The organism is Enterobacter ludwigii, assembly GCA_023023105.1.
Classification (GTDB): Bacteria; Pseudomonadota; Gammaproteobacteria; order Enterobacterales; family Enterobacteriaceae; genus Enterobacter; species Enterobacter adelaidei.
This window is the reverse complement of the sequence record CP083824.1, coordinates 1484061-1503978: the sequence shown is the minus strand read 5'-3', so window position 1 is coordinate 1503978 and position 19918 is coordinate 1484061. Positions and strand designations below refer to the sequence as shown.

Below are 19918 nucleotides of genomic sequence, written 5' to 3'. Positions count from 1 at the left end.
GCTGCCCAATTTCTAATAACGTCACCTGCAAAGTACGCAATGGAAAAAACCCGTCAACAAGAGTTAACACGCTGGCTGAAACAGCAAAGCGTTCTTTCCCGCCGCTGGCTTACGATCTCCCGTATTCTTGGGTTCGTCAGTGGTCTGTTGATTGTTGCCCAGGCATGGCTGCTGGCCCGCATTCTTAATCATATGATCATGGAGAACATTCCACGCGAAGCGCTCCTGCTGCCCTTTATTGTTCTGATCCTGATTTTTATCCTGCGAGCCTGGGTGGTATGGCTACGTGAGCGTGTCGGGTTTCACGCCGGACAGCATATCCGCTACGAGATCCGCCGTCAGGTGCTCGATCGCCTTCAGGAAGCCGGACCCGCGTGGATCCAGGGTAAACCGGCCGGTAGCTGGGCGACGCTGATTCTTGAGCAGATTGACGATATGCACGACTACTATGCGCGCTACCTGCCGCAAATGGCTCTTGCCGTCTTTGTTCCGCTGCTTATTGTGCTCGCCATCTTCCCGGTGAACTGGATGGCCGCGCTGATTCTGATGGGCACCGCCCCGCTGATCCCGCTGTTTATGGCGCTGGTCGGCATGGGGGCTGCGGACGCTAACCGTCGTAACTTCCTGGCATTGGGTCGCTTAAGCGGCCATTTCCTCGACCGTCTGCGCGGCATGGAAACATTGCGCATTTTTGGCCGCGGTGAAGCGGAAACCGAAAACATTCGCCAGGCATCGCAGGACTTCCGTCAGCGCACCATGGAAGTGTTACGTCTGGCGTTCCTGTCCTCAGGCGTACTGGAATTCTTCACCTCGCTGTCGATTGCCCTCGTGGCGGTCTATTTCGGCTTCTCCTACCTCGGCGCGTTGGATTTTGGCCATTACGGCACGGTGGTGACCCTTTCTGCCGGTTTCCTGGCACTGATCCTGGCCCCGGAGTTTTTCCAGCCGCTTCGCGACCTGGGGACCTTCTATCACGCTAAAGCACAGGCGGTTGGCGCGGCCGACAGCCTGAAAACATTCCTGGAAACGCCGCTGGCGCACCCGGAACGGGGTGACATTACGCTGAATGCTAAAGATCCCGTGACCATTGAAGCGCAGGACTTTTCCATTTTGTCACCCGAAGGCAAAGTGCTCGCGGGTCCGCTGAACTTTACCTTACCTGCCGGACAACGCGTAGTGCTCGTCGGCACCAGCGGTTCCGGGAAAAGTTCGTTGCTGAATGCGCTATCCGGTTTTATGGCCTACACAGGTTCACTGCGGATCAACAAAACGGAACTGCGCAACCTCGATCCTGACGCCTGGCGTAAACAGCTGAGTTGGGTAGGCCAAAATCCGCAGCTTCCAGCCTCTACGCTGCGTGAAAACGTGCTGCTGGCGCGCCCGGATGCCCGAGAAGACGAGCTGCAATCGGTTCTCGACCGCGCCTGGGTCAGCGAATTTCTGCCGCAACTTCCGCAGGGAGTTGATACCGTGGTCGGCGACCAGTCTGCCGGGCTGTCCGTCGGACAGGCGCAGCGTGTGGCGGTTGCCCGTGCGCTGCTTAACCCGTGCCAGCTGATGCTGCTTGATGAGCCCGCAGCCAGTCTGGATACACACAGCGAGCAGCGCGTAATGGATGCTCTGAATGACGCCTCTCTGCAGCAAACCACCCTGATGGTCACCCATCAGCTGGAAGGCATTGCCGACTGGGACCAGATCTGGGTTATGGAGAACGGCCGTATTGTTGAGCAAGGCGATTACGCCTCTCTCGTTACCGCGCAGGGACCGTTTGCCGCCCTGCTGGCGAATCGTCAGGAGGACATCTGATGCGTGCTCTGCTGCCTTATCTTGCGCTCTATAAACGCCACAAATGGATGCTGACACTGGGGATTGTGCTGGCGATTGTGACGCTGCTCGCCAGTATCGGCCTGCTCACCCTTTCCGGCTGGTTCCTGTCGGCCTCTGCCGTTGCGGGCGTTGCCGGGTTGTACAGCTTCAACTATATGCTTCCGGCGGCCGGTGTTCGCGGTACCGCCATCACCCGTACTGCCGGACGCTATTTCGAGCGGCTGGTCAGCCACGACGCCACTTTCCGCGTGCTGCAGCACCTGCGTATCTACACCTTCAGAAAACTACTGCCCCTCTCCCCTGCCGGGCTGGCGCGTTTTCGTCAGGGTGAGTTACTTAACCGTGTCGTAGCGGATGTCGACACGCTGGATCACCTGTACCTGCGCGTGATATCCCCGATCGTGGGCGCGTTTGTGGTGATTGTAGTGGTCACGCTGGGACTGTCCGTTCTGGATGTTCCCGTTGCGCTGACACTGGGTGGGATCATGTTGCTCACGCTCATTATATTGCCACCGCTGTTTTACCGCGCCGGGAAATCCACCGGGGAAAACCTGACGCGCCTGCGCGGGGACTACCGTCAGCAACTGACCTCCTGGCTTCAGGGGCAGGCCGAGTTGACCATTTTTGGTGCCAGCAAGCGCTACCGCGCCCGAATGGAAAGTACGGAACTGAACTGGCATGAAGCCCAGCGCCGCCAGTCGGAACTGACGGCCTTCTCTCAGGCGCTGATGATGTTAATCGGCGGCGTGGCAGTAATCGCTATGCTATGGCTGGCATCCGGTGGTATCGGCGGTAATACGCAGCCAGGTCCTCTGATCGCCCTCTTCGTGTTCTGTGCTCTGGCCGCATTTGAAGCGCTGGCACCGGTGACAGGCGCTTTCCAGCATTTGGGACAGGTAATCGCCTCCGCCCTGCGCATCACCCAGATCGCCGAGCAAGAACCTGAAGTCACATTCAGTGCCGCACAGACCGCGGTGCCAGAGAACGTTGCGCTCACGCTTGATAATGTCACTTTCGCTTACGACAAGCAGGCGCAGAACGCACTGGAAGGTGTGAATCTCGCGGTAAACGCTGGCCAGCGCATTGCCATACTCGGCCGTACCGGCTGTGGCAAATCGACGCTGTTACAGTTGCTGACCCGCGCCTGGGACCCGCAGCACGGTCAGATTCGTTTCAATGATACGTTGCTGACAGATTTCAGCGAACAGTCTCTGCGCAAAACTGTCAGTGTGGTTCCGCAGCGCGTGCATCTGTTTAGCGCCACACTGCGCGATAACCTGCTGCTGGCAGCACCAGAGGCCTCTGATGATGAACTGAGCGCCATGCTGGAACAGGTTGGACTGCATAAGTTGCTTGAAGATGCAGGGCTAAACAGCTGGCTGGGTGAAGGTGGCCGTCAGCTCTCCGGCGGTGAGCTGCGCCGTCTGGCGATTGCCCGCGCGCTGCTGCACGATGCGCCGCTGATGTTGCTGGACGAACCGACGGAAGGTCTGGACGCCACAACCGAGAGCCAAATCCTTGATTTGCTGGCCAATGTCATGACCGGTAAAACCGTGCTGATGGTCACGCACCGCCTGCGCGGACTGGCGAGTTTTGATCAGATAATTGTGATGGACAACGGACACATTATTGAGCAAGGTAGTCACACAGAACTGTTGGCGAAACAGGGTCGCTACTACCAGTTTAAACAGCGTCTGTAGACTATATTTGTACCGATCCTCACTCGCGTATTGGAGTTCTGCTGTCATGCGCCTGGTCCAGCTTTCTCGTCATAATATTGCGTTCCCTTCTCCGGAGGGGGCGCTACGTGAACCCAATGGGTTGCTGGCTCTTGGTGGCGATCTCAGTCCTGCACGACTATTGATGGCCTACCAGCGAGGTATTTTTCCCTGGTTTTCCCCCGGTGATCCGATTTTATGGTGGTCTCCCGATCCGCGTGCCGTACTGTGGCCTGCGCAGTTTCACCTGAGCCGCAGCATGAAGCGTTTCCACGCTAAATCACCGTATCGGGTGACCCTGAATCACGCCTTTGGTCAGGTGATTGAAGGCTGTGCTGAAGACCGCTACGAAGGGACATGGATAACGCGCGATATCATTACCGCTTACCACCAGCTCCATGAGCTGGGTTACGCCCACTCCATCGAGGTATGGGAAGGTAGTGAGCTCGTCGGCGGCATGTATGGCGTCGCGCAAGGGACGCTTTTTTGCGGCGAATCCATGTTCTCCCGCGCGGTGAATGCCTCGAAAACGGCGCTGCTGGTCTTCTGCCAGGCGTTTGCCCAACGCGGCGGACGCCTGATCGATTGTCAGGTACTCAACGAGCATACGGCCTCGCTGGGTGCTGTTGAAATTCCGCGACGCCAGTACATCGAACAACTGGATGCCAGCCGTCAGGAGAAGCTCCCGCGCGACTTCTGGATACCGAGAACGCTCTTTCTGCCCAATGCCTAAATGTTTTCCGCATATTTTTTGTGAGGGTGTTATAATTATGCCGCAGAGTAGCTTCTGCCTGTTGCCCCGCCGCCGTTTGGGACCCTCGCTTCAGATAACGTCCTGACGTTTATCCTGTCGTCTCCCCTTTACGAATGCGCTTCCTGTTCGGTTGTACCGTGACGCTTGGGCAATGCGCCGAAACTGTTTTGCTGCGTTTTAATCGCGCAATTCTTTACTTAATTGATGAATTTCGGCATTATCTTGCCGGTTCAAAACTTGGTAGTGATACCCCAGAGGATTAGATGGCCAAAGAAGACAATATTGAAATGCAGGGTACCGTACTTGATACGTTGCCTAATACCATGTTTCGCGTAGAGCTGGAAAACGGTCACGTGGTAACTGCGCACATCTCCGGTAAAATGCGCAAAAACTACATCCGCATTTTGACGGGCGACAAAGTGACTGTTGAACTGACCCCGTACGACCTGAGCAAAGGCCGCATTGTCTTCCGTAGTCGCTAATTGTTTTCGCCTGTAATGGCAGATGAATATTAAATAAGGCCGGGTTTTTCCCGGCCTTATTTTTTTGTGGTGTAGTTGATTATTTGAACAATTATTTGGGCTTTGTTTCTGCTTCAAGGCTGTCTGTTCGATAGTGCAAAGAGTAAGGGGGAGACCTTATTTTCTATTTTGCTAAGCTGCATGTGCAGCAGTGAGCTTTCTCCTGTGATTATGGTTGTCCATCACTCTTCTCTAAGCTGCCTGTACGGCAGTGCACTACAGTTTCATACTGTTATGGTGATAGCTTTCTTTCTAAGCTGCCCGTACGGCAGTGCACAAATCGCAGGTGCATTTCTGCATCTGTGACAATTTCTAAGCTACCTGTACGGCAGTGCACCTTAGTTGTTGTTCAATCGTGTTCATTATCAATTTCTAAGCTGCCTGTACGGCAGTGCACGAACATTCGCGGCACACCTTGTTGATAGGTGATTTCTAAGCTGCCTGTACGGCAGTGCACGGTTGATTACACGTTCAACGCCAACGGTTCAATTTCTAAGCTGCCTGTACGGCAGTGCACTGGAAGCCCGCCGCGCCGCGCTGGCTGAAGAATTTCTAAGCTGCCTGTACGGCAGTGCACTTCGATGCTGTCCAGGCTGGCCGGGTCTTTGTTTTCTAAGCTGCCTGTACGGCAGTGCACATGCGCAATCGCAGAAACTGAAAGGTTATACATTTCTAAGCTGCCTGTACGGCAGTGCACCCATTGTCGCTGGTGATCCAATTTCTATTTACTTTCTAAGCTGCCTGTACGGCAGTGCACTCACAAAGTTTTCGGCGCTGGTGGCGCTGTGATTTCTAAGCTGCCTGTACGGCAGTGCACTCGTGGTATTGTCGAAGAAACCAATCGTTCCTTTTCTAAGCTGCCTGTACGGCAGTGCACTACGTGAAGGTGAGTCTGGTAGATGGCCTGTTTTTCTAAGCTGCCTGTACGGCAGTGCACCCTTTTCAATCTCGATTTCGAGGATAAGAGGCTTTTCTAAGCTGCCTGTACGGCAGTGCACCTCAAAGCTTACAGCTTTCATCGGTAGCAATCCTTTCTAAGCTGCCTGTACGGCAGTGAACATGCAGGCGCTGGACTATGACGCGAAGCGGAGGTTTCTAAGCTGCCTGTACGGCAGTGAACTGAAGGGAAACCACGCCATCTTATTGTTAGAAAAGAAAATAATCAACTTCTGCACATTAAACCCTTTTTTCTGCACCGTGAAACCATGCTTGATAAATCAATGCGTTACGTAAGCTGCAAAAAAAAGGGTTACACATCTGGAGTCAGAAGAACCCTCCAGGCTTCGAACCATCGTCAGGAAATAATATGGATTACCTTTTCTGCACCTCGAGATGCGACCAAATCTGCCGCCATTGAATGCGCTATGTCATGCAATAACCCCGTGAGGTGCGGCAACATATCGTGGTCAAAATGCGAAATCAGCAACACGTGATTTAACGCCCGACAGTAATCACACTGTGCTTCGGTGCCTTCAAGCAGCCACTCTTTTTGTCTCGGTTGTTCCGCTTCGTCCTCAAATTCCACCACCTGAAAATCACGCATTGACTCTGTGAGGCCGGATTTCATTTCTTCCAGATACGCCCCAAGGCAGCGACAGATGGGCTGCGTTTGTGGGAGTGATGTGCAATCGAGGAGGATTTCGGTGAGCAATTTGCAGCGCTCTGCAAGGGTTGGGAGATCGGGGTTGAGGGAGAGTTCGCTGTAGAGTTGGGAGATAGACTGGTTTTCCATATTCATAATTTCCATATTAAGAGCTGAAAACTACCACCAGAAACGCCAACTTCGGGTGGCAGACTGAACCGGTTTGGCGTACCGACCATATGGAAAATCGGCGCTTCAAAAGAAGCCCCGGTTCAGCCCACCATATTTGAAGATACGGATTATACCGCAGCTAAAAAAAGAGTGAACGAAACCAGTGACGTTGCGTTAGCAACATCTTTCCATATGTGTGTAATCAGGACGCCAATCCCAGCACCTGATTTTGCAGGTGCGACGCCATTTTATTACTGTGGTTTTATCCAGCAACTGACTTCGAAGGAAACTGGAAAGCGCCTCGCAAAATTCCTCTGCGGTCTGTTGCCCTCACCCCAACCCTCTCCCACAGGGAGAGGGAGAAAACACTAAAAACGACAACACTGTTGTCGTTTTGCTTTTACCTTGGCAGGCATAAAAAAACCGGGCAAAAGCCCGGTTTTTAACATTAACGTTCAACTCACTCAGTGAGCCGCTTCAGGCTTGTGTTTCTGCGCACTCTGGAAATCATACGTCAGCTCATTCTTCGCCTGATCCAGCGCCACCGTCACCTGGCCGCCATCCACCAGCGAGCCAAACAGCAGTTCGTTCGCCAGCGGTTTCTTCAGGTTGTCCTGAATCACACGCGCCATTGGACGGGCACCCATCGCACGGTCATAGCCTTTCTCAGCCAGCCAGTTGCGGGCCTCCTGGCTCACTTCCAGCGACACGCCTTTCTGATCCAGCTGAACCTGCAGTTCGACGATGAACTTGTCCACAACCTGATGGATCACCTCGGTAGACAGGTGATCGAACCAGATAATGTTGTCCAGACGGTTACGGAATTCCGGCGTGAAGATTTTCTTGATCTCCTCCATCGCATCGGTGCTGTTGTCCTGGTGGATCAGGCCGATGGATTTACGCTCGGTTTCACGCACGCCGGCGTTGGTGGTCATCACCAGCACCACGTTGCGGAAGTCCGCCTTGCGCCCGTTGTTGTCGGTTAGCGTCCCGTTGTCCATCACCTGCAGCAGGATGTTGAACACGTCCGGGTGCGCTTTCTCGATTTCATCGAGCAGCAGTACCGCGTGCGGATGCTTGATCACCGCGTCGGTCAGCAGACCGCCCTGGTCAAAGCCCACATAGCCCGGAGGCGCACCAATCAAACGGCTGACGGTGTGACGCTCCATATACTCGGACATATCAAAACGCAGCAGCTCAATGCCCAGGGCTTTGGAGAGCTGTACCGTCACCTCGGTTTTCCCGACACCGGTTGGACCGGCGAACAGGAAGGAACCGACTGGCTTGTGGTCATGTCCCAGCCCAGCGCGTGCCATCTTGATCGCTTCGGTTAAGGCCTCAATGGCTTTATCCTGACCAAAGACCAGCATTTTCAGGCGATTGCCGAGGGTGCGCAGCGTGTCGCGGTCGCTCTGAGAAACGCTCTTCTCAGGGATACGCGCGATACGAGCCACCACGGACTCAATATCCGCCACGTTAACGGTTTTCTTACGCTTGCTGGCCGGCATCAGGCGCGCACGCGCCCCTGCCTCATCAATCACGTCAATCGCCTTATCCGGCAGATGACGGTCGTTGATGTATTTCACCGCCAGCTCCACAGCCGCACGTACCGCTTTCGCGGTGTAACGCACGTCGTGGTGCGCTTCGTACTTCGGCTTCAGGCCATTGATGATCTGCACCGTCTCCTCGACGGACGGTTCGGTCACGTCGATTTTCTGGAAGCGGCGCGCCAGCGCACGGTCTTTCTCAAAGATGTTGCTGAACTCCTGGTAGGTGGTGGAGCCAATCACGCGGATCTTGCCGCTGGAGAGCAGCGGTTTGATCAGGTTCGCGGCATCCACCTGGCCACCGGAGGCCGCACCTGCACCGATGATGGTATGGATTTCATCGATAAACAGGATGCTGTTGGTGTCCTGCTCCAGCTGTTTTAACAGCGCCTTGAAGCGTTTTTCAAAATCACCGCGGTATTTGGTGCCAGCCAGCAGCGAGCCGATATCCAGCGAATAGATGGTGCAATCGGCAATCACTTCCGGCACGTCGCCCTGCACGATACGCCAGGCCAGGCCTTCGGCAATCGCGGTTTTACCCACGCCAGATTCCCCCACCAGCAGCGGGTTGTTCTTGCGACGACGGCACAGCACCTGGATCGCGCGCTCCAGCTCTTTATCGCGGCCAATCAGCGGGTCGATACCGCCAACGCGAGCAAGCTGGTTAAGGTTGGTGGTGAAGTTTTCCATACGATCCTCCCCGCCTGCTTGCTCTTCATTATTGTTATTGACCTGATTGCTGGAATCCGATGCCTGGTTAGGCTCGTCTTTGCGCGTTCCGTGAGAAATAAAGTTAACCACATCGAGGCGGCTGACTTCGTGTTTGCGCAGCAGGTAGGCAGCCTGTGACTCCTGCTCACTGAAGATGGCGACTAAGACGTTTGCGCCATTCACTTCGCTACGTCCGGAAGACTGGACGTGGAAAACCGCGCGCTGCAATACACGCTGGAAGCTGAGCGTCGGCTGCGTGTCGCGCTCTTCTTCACTGGCTGGCAGCACCGGTGTGGTTTGTTCGATGAAGGCTTCGAGTTCCTGACGTAGCGCCACCAGATCCACGGAGCAGGCTTCCAGCGCTTCGCGGGCAGATGGGTTGCTAAGCAGTGCGAGCAGTAAATGCTCGACGGTCATAAACTCATGTCGGTGCTCACGCGCTCTGGCGAAAGCCATGTTTAAACTGAGTTCCAGTTCTTGATTGAGCATAGGCACCTCCCCCAATTTTATGCCTTATCAGGCCTTTTCCAGCGTACACAGCAACGGATGCTCGTTCTCCCTCGCGTAGTCGTTCACCATCGCCACTTTGGTTTCCGCGACTTCAGCAGTAAAGATGCCGCAGATCGCTTTACCACGATAATGAACGGTAAGCATCAGTTGCGTTGCACGTTCTACATCATAAGAAAAGAACTTTTGTAGCACGTCAATAACAAATTCCATCGGCGTGTAATCATCGTTCATTAACATAACTTTATACATAGATGGCGGTTTTAGCGCGTCGCGCACTTTGTCTTCCGCCAGCTGGTCAAAATCCAGCCAATCGTTGGTCTTACCCATTATGCATAACCACTTTGAATCTACCTCAGATGTTAGATAACAATCATCTATTACTGTCATCCGCGATGTCTGTCACAAACTGTTGCAATAGCGTTAACTGCTTCAAACTTTGGTTGATTATTGTCCCATCTCCAGCCCCAAACGCTTGACGACTTCTTTCGTTTCTCTAAATTGTACAAGCGTGAGATGGCGAGGTTTTGAACAGCCCCCACTCCACCACCGGTTCATTCCATCTTAATTTATAAGATTTACGAAGGATGTCGAAGCATGGAAATGGGTACTGTTAAGTGGTTCAACAACGCCAAAGGGTTTGGATTCATCTGCCCCGAAGGCGGCGGCGAGGATATCTTCGCTCACTATTCCACCATTCAGATGGATGGTTACAGAACGCTCAAAGCCGGGCAGTCCGTCCGGTTCGATGTACACCAGGGACCAAAAGGCAATCATGCAAGCCTTATCGTACCCATTGAAGCAGAGACGGTTGCATAGCTCTCTGTTTTATTGTGTACATCCCGCAGTCAAAATGCCAGCCCGATCGGCTGGCATTTTTATTTTCAGCCTATTCGCGGGCCAGCGCATCAACCGGATCCAGCCGCGCCGCGTTGCGGGCCGGCAACCAGCCAAACAAAATGCCGGTAAATGTCGAACACAAAAATGCGGTAAGAATAGCCAGAGGTGAGAAACCAATCTCCCAGCCGGGTAAAAAGAGCTGGAGCGCAAACGCGATCATCATCGAGAGCGCAATGCCCATTGCACCGCCGACCAGACACACCAGCACCGCTTCAATCAAAAACTGCTGTAGCACGTCGCTGGCCCGGGCCCCGACCGCCATACGGATGCCAATCTCCCGCGTGCGTTCGGTCACCGACACCAGCATGATATTCATCACCCCAATGCCACCCACCACCAGCGAGATCACTGCCACCAGCGTCAGGAACAGCTGAAGAGTACGTGTGGTCTTTTCAGCCGTTTTCAAGAGGCCGTCCATATTCCAGGTGAAGAAATCTTTCTTTCCGTGACGTAACGTGAGCAGTTGTTCCAGCTGCTGCTCGGCCCGGGCACTGTCGTAGCCTTCCTTCACGCGCACGGTGATGGAGTTGAGCCAGGATTGCCCCATGATCCGCCCTGAGATGGTGGTATAGGGCAGCCAGACGCGCAGGATCTTACTGCTGCCAAACATCGACTGCTTCTCTTCCGCTACGCCAATGACGGTGGCAGGCATATTCCCTACCAGGATCACCTCACCCACCACGTTGGTTTTATTGGGGAAGAGTTGCCTGCGTGAGTTCGCGTCCAGCACCACCACCTGTGCCCTGCCCGCCAGCTGCTCGGCGTTGAAGGTAGCGCCTTCACTGAAGGTCATGCCGTAGACGTTGAAATAGTCTCCACTCACGCCATTCGCGCTGGCGGCCACGTCAACGTTGCCCACGCGCAGACGCAGGTTTTGCGAAACCGCAGGCGTGGCGGAGTTCACCCACGGCTGCTTCTGAATAGCCTCCAGATCGTTATATTTCAGCGCCTGCTGATACTGTGGCTCGTCGTCGCCAAAGTCTTTGCCGGGATAGACGTCAATAGTATTGGTGCCGATGGCGCGAATATCGGCCAGCACCAGCTGCTTGGCGGCATCGCCCACCACCACAATCGACACCACCGAGGCGATACCAATGATAATGCCGAGCATTGTCAGCAAGGTGCGCATTTTGTTGGCCGCCATCGCCAGCCAGGCCATGGTCAGCGCTTCGCGAAAGCCACTGGAAAATTGCCCCCAACCGGTTGACGCAGGCAAGGCTTCTTTCGGTGCTGCCGCTCTGGTCTGTCGCGGTGGCGGGTTGCTGACCAGCTCGCCGTCGTGGATCTCAACGATCCGCTCCGCCTGCGCCGCGACCTGTGGGTCATGCGTCACGATAATCACCGTGTGCCCCTGATCGCGCAACTGATGGAGGATCGCCATGACCTCTTCACCCGAATGGCTGTCGAGCGCGCCGGTCGGCTCATCCGCGAGGATCACCTGTCCACCGTTCATCAGCGCACGGGCAATACTGACTCGCTGCTGCTGACCGCCGGAAAGCTGAGACGGTTGATATTCCACCCGTTCTGCCAGCCCCAAACGCGTTAATAACGCTTGCGCCCGCTCCAGACGCTTTTTACGATCCACGCCCGCATAGACCGCGGGCACTTCCACGTTCTGTGCCGCACTTAAATGAGAAAGCAGGTGATAACGCTGGAAGATAAAACCAAAGTGTTCGCGCCGCAGTTTTGCCAGCGCGTCACCATCAAGCGTGGAGACATCCGTCCCGGCCACGCGATAGGTACCGCTGGTGGGTTTATCCAGGCAACCGAGAATATTCATCAGCGTCGATTTACCGGAACCGGACGCCCCGACAATCGCCACCATCTCGCCAGCCTCGACGCGTAACGAGATCCCCTTCAGCACCTCCACCGGACCGTCGCCCGATGGGTAGCTGCGACGAATGTCGTTCAGCTCGAGCAGCGCCGTCATTTAGGCGCTCCTGGCAGGCTTTCGCTGGTGACAACCTCCTCACCCTCTTCCAGCCCTTTCGTCACCACCACGTCAGTATCGTTACGCGCGCCGATCACCACTTCTCGATCGCGAGTTTCGCCATTGCGCAGTACCTTCACCTTATAACGGCCCTCGCCAGTGGATTCACCCAGCGCGGAGAGTGGAATGGTCAGCACGTTTTTCACGCCGGTGAGCTGAATATGCACCTGTGCGGTCATGTCCAGACGCAGAACGCCTTGCGGGTTGGGCACCTCAAAACGGGCATAGTAGAAAATGGCGTCGTTGACCTTTTCCGGCGTCGGCAGAATATCTTTTAGCACGCCTTCATAACGCGTCTGCGGATCGCCAAGCACCGTAAACCAGGCATTCTGCCCCGGTTTAAGATGGATCACATCCGCTTCTGAGACCTGGGCTTTCACCAGCATGGTGCTCATGTCTGCCAGGGTCAGAATGTTTGGCGCCTGCTGTGCCGCAATGACCGTCTGGCCCTGAAGCGTCGTGATCTGGGTGACTTCCCCGGCCATCGGGGCAACAATTTGCGTGTAATCGAGGTTGGTTTTCGCCGTATCCAGCGAGGCCTGATTGCGCTTGATTTGTGCATCAATCGTGCCAATCTGCGCCTGCTTGACCGCCAGTTCTGTGGTGGCAGTATCTAAATCTTGTTTCGAAATAGCCTGAGTTTTGGCAAGCGCCTGCTGGCGGGTGAGCGTCACCTGGGCGAGGTTACGCTCTGCCAGTGCCTGTGCACGCTGCGCCCGCAGTTCCATCAGCGTCGCTTCCACCTCACGGATCTGGTTCTCAGCCTGTTCAGGGTCGATTACCCCAAGCAACTGACCTTTTTTCACCTTGTCGCCAATCTCTACCGACAACGTTTTCAACTGGCCGCTGACCTGAGCGCCGACATCAACCTTGCGCAGGGCGTCAAGTTTGCCCGTTGCGAGGACGTTTTGCTGCAGTTCACCCGGACGAACAATCAGTGTCTGATACTGCGGCACCGGCGCATTAAGCACCTGCCAGAGCCAGTATCCGCCGACCAAAACCACGACCGCCAGCAGCAGAAACAGCGTTCTGCGTTTTCCCTTGAGGTTCATAAATATTCCAAATAAATGTTCTGGCAATTATCAGTGTTGATTTTATCTAAACGATACCTCAACGAAACCCCTGTTTCTCGAAATCGTCACAATTTGTTTACGAGATGTTGAACGTTTGCCTGTTGAAATGAGGTTCTTCAACAAGAAGCAGGATCTATCATGTCTTCCATCGTCGATACACCTTTTTCAAACCTGCCGCAGCCTAAATCAGGCTGGCAGCTCTTCAAAAATCTGGCTTTTGGTCAGCTCACACCTGGGCTTGCGTGGAAGAATCCCTCCTATCGACGTAAATTCATGTTACGTTCGCTGGCGTCACCTGTTAGCACAGCGCGCCTGTTAACGAGTCTTGCAAAACAACCGCGGCTGATGCAGATGCTGCAGGTACAGCCTGGGCTGCCATGCCGGCTGCATCGTCCCTGGTTAACGGTGAACATGGATAGTCAGCACGCGCTGGAATCCCTCAACTGGCACTATCAGACGATGAGCCGCCAGCTACCTGCGACGCTGCTGAATGGTTATCTTTCTAAACAGGGCTTCACGCTGCTGACCTTAACCGGCAAAGATGAGCAGCAATTTACCGTTCGTCTGTGCGCAGATGCATTCCTGGATAAAGAGGGAGAAGCCACCCTCGCTTTCTGTGACGGCCAGAATACGGTGCTGGCAGAAATGACCTTTACGTTGTGCCAGTTTGAAGGAAAATCGACGCTGTTTATCGGCGGTTTGCAGGGCGCAAAAGCACACGTTCCGCACGAGCTTATCCAGGGGGCAACGAAAGCCTGTCACGGCCTGTTCCCGAAACGTCTGCTCGTTGAAGCCGCAATGACCCTCGGCACCGCTTTCCCGGTAGAACAGATTGTTGCCGTCAGTAACGCCACCCATATTTATCGCAGCTGGCGTTATCGCAAGAAAAAAGAGGGGAAACTGTTGGCCGATTACGACAGTTTCTGGGTTTCCATCGGCGGTGAAAAACAGGATAACGGTAACTTTAGGCTGCCGCTTGTCATGCCACGTAAGCCGATGGAAGAGATCGCGAGCAAAAAACGTTCCGAATATCGCCGCCGCTACGAACTGCTGGATAGCCTGATTCAGCAAGTGAGCCAGGCAACCCAATCTTAATCCGCTTTCCCGCGTGCCAGCCACAGCACGCGGGAGAACATCTTGCGCAGCAGCGTCGGTACCGACTCCACGCCCCGTTTCCCCGCCTCCGTCGCCACTTCAATGGCTAAATCCGGTTTTGACGAACGATGAATGGCTTTGGCAATCACGCGCCGCATGTTCATCGGGACATCTACAGGTACCATCGCAATTCTGTGGAATACGTCATCAAAACCTTGACGATACATAAAATGCTCCATGTCCATCGCAGGGAGCATGGTTAAATGGTCGCGCTCTTCTTCTCGCTCGTTATTCAGCAGGCTACGCACGGTTGAGGCGTATTTTTTACCCGCTTCGTCACCGTCTACCAGGACATGCCACTCGATCCCCATCCGGCGGGCAAATTTTATCAACGGTTTTAATCCCGACTGGGCAAACTCAATCACCTTAATGCCTTCGGCATCAAAATGGTGGCCGCACTGGCGCGCCAGTTCGTTGATGACCCAGGTTTCCGTTTCCCCCTCCACCAGCAGCCAACAGCGGGCAAAAAGCGACGATGCTCGATTAAAGCGAATATGAAACGCAATACGACGCCCGTCTTCCGCGTTCAGACCGCCAGGCCCGAGCCGGTAAGCAGAAACGCGCGAAGATTCACGCACCAGACGGCAGACGTGTTCAACCGGCGTCAGCGATAATAACTCGCCGGAATTGGTGGTGGTAATGCGCTGGAGCGGCAGCAGATTCAGCAGATGCCATGCCACGGAGAGCATAATGGGATGCAGACGGGTCTCAGGATCTTCTACCAGCAGCAGCGGGCGGGCGTCCCGGTCAAGACGAACGGTCCCTTTGGCCTGCAAAAGGGTTGAAAATAGCCCCAGCAAAATCACCCGATGGGTACGGCCTCCAGGCCGGTCGATCATCCGGTTAATAATATCGAGGTAACGCCAGCTTCGCTGCTCATCATGAGAGCGTCGGCGCATCAGACGATGGCGCGACTCCGACGTGCCCTGTTCGGAAAAATAGTGCTCCAGAAGTTGCACCATTGCGGACAATCCCTGACGGATTTGCCCATCGGTCAGATTTTGCGGACGCGAAACCAGCTCTCTGGCCAGGAAATCCAGCTCCCGGGCCGTGACTTCCGCTTCCGGCATATGCGGTACAGTACCGTTACGGATACGCCGCATAAAGCGCGCATCACGCAGGCGTAGTACCGGCGTCAGGCGGGTCAGGTGGCGCGCCAGATCGTCGATATTCTCCAGGGGGATCGGGTTGGCTTTCTCATCGAGAAAATCACGCAGGGTCAGTACCCCTTCGTTTTCCGACATCTCGCCTTCAAGCCGATAGAAAATACGATGGAAATCGTCATCGCACGGCACCCAGCAAGGTGATAACGGGCGGAAGCGACGCACGCGATGACGTCCTGGCTCAGATTCCCGGAACGTCAAAATGATATGCAGATGCTTCTCGCGGCCCGTGATGTCACCCGGTGGGAACCAGAAATCATCGTGGACGAAGTGATACAAATCATCTTCGGGCGAAAGCAACAACGTTAGCGCATCCAGCAGGCTGGACTTACCCCAGGCGTTCTCGCCGATCAGGACGTTGTTCTGTTCCAGCTGCAGCGACAGGCGGTTAATCCCGCGAAACCCGACAATTTCCACACGTTCGAGAAGCATAAATCCCCCGCGAAATGACCACTTTTTCCTTTAAGTTATCAGCAGTATAGCGGGCGGCGTTCTGTCACGACAGCATAACATTCGTCCTTGCGAGAATTGGTCTATGCTCTGTTTACCGCTTATTTGAACAAGGATTGACATCACATTGCCTTAAATCAAATTAATCGAATTTATTTAAGTGGCGAAGGGGTGTTGTTGGTTTTTAGAATAACGGCTCTTTGAGTCGTCATCCCTTTATGGCGATATATCCCGTACGCGGGAAAGCGTGCGGAAATTTATTATTGAGGTGGTTATGTTTAGAAAATTGGCAGCAGAATGCTTTGGTACATTCTGGCTGGTATTTGGTGGCTGCGGTAGCGCCGTTCTGGCTGCGGCATTCCCGGAATTAGGCATTGGTTTTGTCGGCGTCGCACTGGCGTTTGGTTTAACCGTATTAACCATGGCCTTTGCCGTAGGGCATATTTCGGGTGGCCATTTTAACCCGGCGGTGACATTGGGTTTATGGGCGGGAGGCCGTTTCCCTGCGAAAGAAGTCGTTGGCTACATCGTCGCTCAGGTAGTGGGCGGTATTATTGCGGCAGCTGTGCTTTACGTGATTGCTAGCGGTAAAGCCGGCTTCGACGCTGCAGCCAGCGGGTTTGCCTCTAACGGCTTCGGTGAACACTCCCCAGGCGGCTACTCCATGCTGTCTGCTATCGTGATTGAAATTGTGCTGACCGCAGGCTTCCTGCTGGTGATCCACGGCGCAACCGACAAACACGCACCAGCAGGCTTTGCCCCTATTGCCATTGGTCTCGCGCTGACGCTTATCCACCTGATTTCTATTCCGGTCACTAACACCTCCGTCAACCCGGCACGCAGTACCGCCGTCGCCATTTTCCAGGGCGGTTGGGCGCTTGAGCAGCTGTGGCTATTCTGGGTGATGCCAATCATCGGCGGTATTCTGGGCGGTGTGCTGTATCGCACCCTGCTGGAAAAACGCGATTAATGATTTTCTCCCTCTCCCGTGGGAGAGGGTTGGGGTGAGGGCATCAGGCCGCATAACCCCACATACACTCAAGCCGGGTAAGGCGCAGTCGCCACCCGGCTTTCTTTTTGCCGCTTTACTGAACAGCCTTTATTGGGTAGTGTCACTGGCGCTTAACAGATACTCAAAAGGACCAGCTGTTCATGTTTTCAGGACTCCTCATCATTCTGCTGCCCCTGATTGCGGGCTACCTTATCCCGCTGCATCAGGAATCCGCATTACGTCTTATCAACCGTTTTCTCAGCTGGATTGTATACGTCATTCTTTTCTTTATGGGGATCAGCCTGGCCTTCCTGGATAATCTGGCGACCAATCTGCTTTCTATCCTGCATTATTCAGTGGTCACCGTGGTGGTTATTTTACTGTGTAATATTGCCGCACTCTTCTGGCTTGAACGTACCGTTCCCTGGAAAAACCATCATCATCAGGAAAAGCTGCCTTCCCGAATTGCGATGGCTCTGGAATCATTAAAACTGTGCGGCGTCGTGGTGCTCGGGTTTCTTCTTGGGCTGACCGGCTGGGCATTTTTACAGCACGCAACAGAGGCCAGTGAATATACGCTGATCTTCCTGCTGTTCCTGATCGGTATTCAGCTGCGAAATAATGGCATGACGCTTAGGCAAATTGTTCTGAACCGTCGGGGAATGATGGTCGCGGTCATTGTTGTCGCCAGCTCCATGGTGGCGGGCGTGATTAACGCTTTTATTCTCGACCTGCCGCTGAAAACAGGCCTCGCGATGGCCTCAGGTTTCGGCTGGTATTCCCTCTCCGGGATTCTGCTGACCGAATCGTTCGGCCCGGTGATTGGTAGCGCCGCCTTCTTTAACGACCTGGCACGGGAGTTAATTGCCATTATGCTGATCCCGGGTCTGGTGCGCCGAAGTCGCTCTACGGCGCTGGGTCTGTGCGGCGCGACTTCAATGGACTTTACCCTGCCGGTATTACAACGCTCTGGCGGACTGGAGATGGTGCCCGCCGCCATCGTGCACGGCTTTATTTTAAGCCTGCTGGTTCCGGTTCTGATGGCAGTCTTCTCGGCCTGATACTTCTTTGGCGGTAGGGTTCCTGCCGCCAAAATTGCGCTAAATCAATCTCCCTTTATTTTGTAGCAAAAAGCCCTTTTCACCGTTCTGGCACAGGCATAACCTTAAACATGTATATCAAATATAACTTTAACAGGTGTGATTATGTTTTGTGTGCAATGTGAACAAACCATCCGTACCCCGGCAGGCAATGGCTGCTCTTACGCACAGGGTATGTGCGGCAAAACCGCAGAAACATCTGACCTGCAGGACCTGCTGATTGCGGCCCTGCAAGGCCTTTCCGCATGGGCGTGCAAAGCGCGTGAATATGGCATCATCGACCACTACGTCGACAGCTTCGCACCGCGCGCCTTCTTCTCCACGCTAACCAACGTTAACTTCGACTCTCCGCGCATTGTCGGCTACGCCCGCGAAGCCATTGCCCTTCGTGAAGCGCTGAAAGCGCAGTGTCTGAAGGCGGACGCTAACGCCCGCGTGGAAAATCCGATGTCAGAACTTCAGCTGGTGAGCGACGATCTGGGCGAGTTGCAGCGTCAGGCGGCTGAGTTCACCCCAAACAAAGACAAGGCGACCATTGGCGAGAATATCCTTGGCTTGCGTCTGCTGTGCCTGTACGGTCTGAAAGGCGCCGCGGCCTATATGGAGCACGCGCATGTGCTCGGTCAATACGACAACGACATCTACGCCCAGTACCACAACATCATGGCGTGGCTCGGCACCTGGCCTGCAGATATGAACGCGCTGCTTGAGTGCTCAATGGAAATCGGCCAGATGAACTTCAAAGTGATGAGCATTCTGGACGCCGGTGAAACCAGCACCTACGGCCACCCAACGCCCACCCAGGTCAATGTCAAAGCAACCGAAGGCAAATGCATCCTGATTTCCGGTCATGACCTGAAAGATCTCTACAACCTGCTGAAGCAAACCGAAGGTACGGGCGTTAACGTTTATACCCACGGTGAAATGCTGCCGGCTCACGGGTATCCAGAGCTGCGTAAATTCAAACATCTGATCGGTAACTACGGCAGCGGCTGGCAGAACCAGCAGGTTGAGTTTGCCCGTTTCCCGGGCCCAATCGTGATGACCTCTAACTGCATCATCGACCCAACCGTGGGCGCATATGACGACCGCATCTGGACCCGCAGCATCGTCGGCTGGCCGGGTGTAAGCCACCTTGAGGGCGATGACTTCGGTCCGGTCATCAAGCAAGCGCAGCAGATGGCGGGCTTCCCGTACAGTGAAATTCCGCACCTGATTACCGTCGGTTTTGGCCGTGAAACACTGCTCGGGGCTGCAGATACGCTGATCGATCTCGTCAGCCGTGAAAAACTGCGCCATATCTTCCTCGTCGGCGGCTGTGACGGCGCGCGTGGCGAGCGTAACTACTTCACCGATTTCGCCACCCGCGTACCGGAAGACTGTCTGATCCTGACGCTGGCCTGCGGTAAATACCGCTTCAACAAACTGGACTTCGGTAACATCGAAGGTCTGCCGCGCCTGGTGGATGCCGGACAGTGTAATGATGCCTACTCTGCGATCATCCTGGCGGTCACTCTGGCGGAGAAACTAGGCTGCAGCGTGAACGATCTGCCGCTGTCGCTGGTGCTGTCATGGTTTGAGCAGAAAGCGATTGTCATCCTGCTGACCCTGCTCTCTCTGGGCGTAACCAACATCGTGACCGGCCCAACCGCGCCGGGCTTCCTTACGCCGGACCTGCTGGCCGTGCTGAACGAGAAATTCGGCCTGCGTTCCGTGACCAACGTTGAAGACGATATGAAGCAGCTGCTGAGCGCGTAA

The 19918-nt window shown here is 54.7% G+C and carries 15 protein-coding genes and 1 CRISPR repeat array; of the genes, 9 read left to right on the top strand and 6 right to left on the bottom strand.

All coding sequences use genetic code 11. The annotated features are described in order from the left end of the window. Positions 1-39 precede the first annotated feature (39 nt). The 4 genes from cydD to infA all read left to right on the top strand — a co-directional run bounded on the left by cydD (position 40) and on the right by infA (position 4781). Complete coding sequence (gene cydD, locus LCD46_07095) at positions 40-1806, top strand: cysteine/glutathione ABC transporter permease/ATP-binding protein CydD (GenBank protein UOY72074.1); 1767 nt, start codon at positions 40-42, stop codon at positions 1804-1806. Beyond that, positions 1806-3527 (top strand): cysteine/glutathione ABC transporter ATP-binding protein/permease CydC, encoded by a 1722-nt coding sequence (cydC, locus tag LCD46_07090; GenBank protein UOY72073.1) that lies wholly within the window; start codon positions 1806-1808, stop codon positions 3525-3527. Before cydD ends, cydC begins: the two co-directional genes overlap by 1 nt. A 46-nt stretch (positions 3528-3573) precedes the next feature. Next, positions 3574-4278: a leucyl/phenylalanyl-tRNA--protein transferase gene (gene aat / locus LCD46_07085; GenBank protein UOY72072.1), complete on the top strand. Its 705-nt coding sequence runs from the start codon at positions 3574-3576 to the stop codon at positions 4276-4278. A gap of 284 nt (positions 4279-4562) precedes the next feature. Continuing rightward, positions 4563-4781, top strand: a complete 219-nt coding sequence (gene infA / locus LCD46_07080) for a translation initiation factor IF-1 (GenBank protein ID UOY72071.1) — start codon at positions 4563-4565, stop codon at positions 4779-4781. Positions 4782-4949: 168 nt separating this feature from the next. Then, positions 4950-5940: direct repeats of the CRISPR family, unit length 28 nt; unit sequence TTTCTAAGCTGCCTGTACGGCAGTGCAC. Between the two features lie 174 nt (positions 5941-6114). Here infA and LCD46_07075 read toward each other — a convergent pair. The 3 genes from LCD46_07075 to clpS all read right to left on the bottom strand — a co-directional run bounded on the left by LCD46_07075 (position 6115) and on the right by clpS (position 9668). After that, positions 6115-6558: a hypothetical protein gene (locus LCD46_07075; GenBank protein UOY72070.1), complete on the bottom strand. Its 444-nt coding sequence runs from the start codon at positions 6556-6558 to the stop codon at positions 6115-6117. Between the two features lie 479 nt (positions 6559-7037). Next, positions 7038-9320: an ATP-dependent Clp protease ATP-binding subunit ClpA gene (gene clpA, locus LCD46_07070; GenBank protein ID UOY72069.1), complete on the bottom strand. Its 2283-nt coding sequence runs from the start codon at positions 9318-9320 to the stop codon at positions 7038-7040. Between the two features lie 27 nt (positions 9321-9347). Beyond that, entirely contained in the window at positions 9348-9668 is a 321-nt protein-coding gene (clpS, locus tag LCD46_07065; GenBank protein ID UOY72068.1) for an ATP-dependent Clp protease adapter ClpS, read from the bottom strand. A gap of 267 nt (positions 9669-9935) precedes the next feature. On the opposite strand from clpS, the gene cspD reads away from it, so the two are divergent. After that, complete coding sequence (gene cspD / locus LCD46_07060) at positions 9936-10157, top strand: cold shock-like protein CspD (GenBank protein ID UOY72067.1); 222 nt, start codon at positions 9936-9938, stop codon at positions 10155-10157. Between the two features lie 70 nt (positions 10158-10227). Here cspD and macB read toward each other — a convergent pair whose 3' ends face one another. Continuing rightward, the gene (macB, locus tag LCD46_07055; protein ID UOY72066.1) at positions 10228-12168 is read right to left on the bottom strand and encodes a macrolide ABC transporter ATP-binding protein/permease MacB; all 1941 of its coding nucleotides are present in this window, start codon (positions 12166-12168) and stop codon (positions 10228-10230) included. After that, complete coding sequence (macA, locus tag LCD46_07050; GenBank protein ID UOY72065.1) at positions 12165-13280, bottom strand: macrolide transporter subunit MacA; 1116 nt, start codon at positions 13278-13280, stop codon at positions 12165-12167. Before macA ends, macB begins: the two co-directional genes overlap by 4 nt. A gap of 159 nt (positions 13281-13439) precedes the next feature. Here macA and LCD46_07045 point away from each other — a divergent pair, with 159 nt between their 5' ends. After that, positions 13440-14396, top strand: coding sequence for a VirK/YbjX family protein (locus tag LCD46_07045; GenBank protein UOY72064.1), 957 nt, complete (start codon positions 13440-13442; stop codon positions 14394-14396). On the opposite strand, the gene LCD46_07040 is transcribed toward LCD46_07045, so the two are convergent. Continuing rightward, on the bottom strand, positions 14393-16051 hold the full coding sequence (locus LCD46_07040) for an ATP-dependent endonuclease (protein ID UOY72063.1): 1659 nt from the start codon (positions 16049-16051) through the stop codon (positions 14393-14395). The genes LCD46_07045 and LCD46_07040 overlap by 4 nt on opposite strands. Before the next feature lie 292 nt (positions 16052-16343). Between LCD46_07040 and aqpZ the strand changes: the two genes are divergently transcribed. The 3 genes from aqpZ (at position 16344) to hcp (ending at position 19918) form a co-directional block, all read left to right on the top strand. Then, positions 16344-17039, top strand: a complete 696-nt coding sequence (gene aqpZ, locus LCD46_07035; GenBank protein UOY72062.1) for an aquaporin Z — start codon at positions 16344-16346, stop codon at positions 17037-17039. A gap of 182 nt (positions 17040-17221) precedes the next feature. Further along, positions 17222-18121, top strand: a complete 900-nt coding sequence (locus LCD46_07030; protein ID UOY72061.1) for a lysine exporter LysO family protein — start codon at positions 17222-17224, stop codon at positions 18119-18121. Positions 18122-18265: 144 nt separating this feature from the next. Further along, on the top strand, positions 18266-19918 hold the full coding sequence (gene hcp, locus LCD46_07025) for a hydroxylamine reductase (protein ID UOY72060.1): 1653 nt from the start codon (positions 18266-18268) through the stop codon (positions 19916-19918).

Excerpts from the sequence above, each read along its gene's own strand:
- cydD (UOY72074.1), top strand. The coding sequence starts at position 40 with ATGGAAAAAACCCGTCAACAAGAGTTAACACGCTGGCTGAAACAGCAA.
- cydC (UOY72073.1), top strand. The coding sequence starts at position 1,806 with ATGCGTGCTCTGCTGCCTTATCTTGCGCTCTATAAACGCCACAAATGG.
- aat (UOY72072.1), top strand. The coding sequence starts at position 3,574 with ATGCGCCTGGTCCAGCTTTCTCGTCATAATATTGCGTTCCCTTCTCCG.
- infA (UOY72071.1), top strand. The coding sequence starts at position 4,563 with ATGGCCAAAGAAGACAATATTGAAATGCAGGGTACCGTACTTGATACG.
- LCD46_07075 (UOY72070.1), bottom strand. The coding sequence starts at position 6,558 with ATGAATATGGAAAACCAGTCTATCTCCCAACTCTACAGCGAACTCTCC.
- clpA (UOY72069.1), bottom strand. The coding sequence starts at position 9,320 with ATGCTCAATCAAGAACTGGAACTCAGTTTAAACATGGCTTTCGCCAGA.
- clpS (UOY72068.1), bottom strand. The coding sequence starts at position 9,668 with ATGGGTAAGACCAACGATTGGCTGGATTTTGACCAGCTGGCGGAAGAC.
- cspD (UOY72067.1), top strand. The coding sequence starts at position 9,936 with ATGGAAATGGGTACTGTTAAGTGGTTCAACAACGCCAAAGGGTTTGGA.
- macB (UOY72066.1), bottom strand. The coding sequence starts at position 12,168 with ATGACGGCGCTGCTCGAGCTGAACGACATTCGTCGCAGCTACCCATCG.
- macA (UOY72065.1), bottom strand. The coding sequence starts at position 13,280 with ATGAACCTCAAGGGAAAACGCAGAACGCTGTTTCTGCTGCTGGCGGTC.
- LCD46_07045 (UOY72064.1), top strand. The coding sequence starts at position 13,440 with ATGTCTTCCATCGTCGATACACCTTTTTCAAACCTGCCGCAGCCTAAA.
- LCD46_07040 (UOY72063.1), bottom strand. The coding sequence starts at position 16,051 with ATGCTTCTCGAACGTGTGGAAATTGTCGGGTTTCGCGGGATTAACCGC.
- aqpZ (UOY72062.1), top strand. The coding sequence starts at position 16,344 with ATGTTTAGAAAATTGGCAGCAGAATGCTTTGGTACATTCTGGCTGGTA.
- LCD46_07030 (UOY72061.1), top strand. The coding sequence starts at position 17,222 with ATGTTTTCAGGACTCCTCATCATTCTGCTGCCCCTGATTGCGGGCTAC.
- hcp (UOY72060.1), top strand. The coding sequence starts at position 18,266 with ATGTTTTGTGTGCAATGTGAACAAACCATCCGTACCCCGGCAGGCAAT.